The organism is Oleiphilus sp. HI0079, assembly GCF_001635105.1.
Genome location: NZ_LWFT01001089.1, coordinates 1 through 784, shown reverse-complemented (window position 1 = coordinate 784; position 784 = coordinate 1). Strand labels below are relative to the sequence as shown.

At 46.4% G+C, this 784-nt stretch carries 2 protein-coding genes; one reads left to right on the top strand and one right to left on the bottom strand.

Annotation, left to right across the window (positions count from 1 at the left end):
• A partial coding sequence (locus A3750_RS19355) for a hypothetical protein (protein ID WP_082873360.1) occupies positions 1-300 on the bottom strand: 300 nt, incomplete at its 3' end.
• A 232-nt stretch (positions 301-532) separates the two neighbouring features.
• Here A3750_RS19355 and A3750_RS19350 point away from each other — a divergent pair.
• Positions 533-784 (top strand): phosphoenolpyruvate carboxylase (locus A3750_RS19350; protein ID WP_156498760.1); only part of this gene is annotated, 252 nt, incomplete at its 3' end.

The following is a 784-nucleotide window of genomic DNA, read 5'->3' as shown; positions in this document are numbered from 1 at the left end:
TTTCTTGCTCAGGTCGAGGAATGTTGGGGTTGGACCGAGGTCTTCGTACATTGGGTCGCCCATCTCGTCTCTTGCTACGACTTTGTTACCCGCGACATAAGGAAGGCTTGTTTCTAACTCTTCAAGTGCGGAAGAAAGGAGTTCGCCAAGAATCTCGCTTTGCGTGCGCTTTGGGTACATTTCTGCGAGAGCTTCAATTTTCGCTGCGTCTTCGATGGGCAGCCTGAAAGAATACTCGCTCTCTGTCATGGTGGCTTTCGCCTGTTTTTCCCAGTACCTAGTTAACTCTTTAATTTTCATTGTTTTTTCCTGTGTTTCGGACTTCGATTGCTGCAGCTTGGCTTTTGTCCAGGTCACGTCACTCAAGGTGTCCTAGCCGGCTCTCGTCTACTAATCGTAGTACGAAACATTGAATTGAAAAGCAGTTTTGGATGTCTTTTTCATATTGCATGTCATAGCTTTGTGTGAAATTGTAAGTGTCAGCATCCCGCGTTTATTTTTGTCAGTATGCGTTAACAATCGGAGGTCGAGTTTGTCTGAATTACATCCCTTGCTACGTGAAAATGTCCGTCTATTGGGCAATTTGGTTGGAGACAATGTTAAGGAGCAATACGGTCAGGAACTATTTGATCTGGTAGAAGCTGTTCGACAAGCTGCGAAAGCGGATCGAGACGTACCGGTTGGAGATGCCAGTGAGGAATTGGTGGGTCTCTTGTCCGGATTGTCAGACGAACAACTTGTGCCCTTGTCGCGCGCTTTCAACCAGTTTCTCAATTTGGCGAAT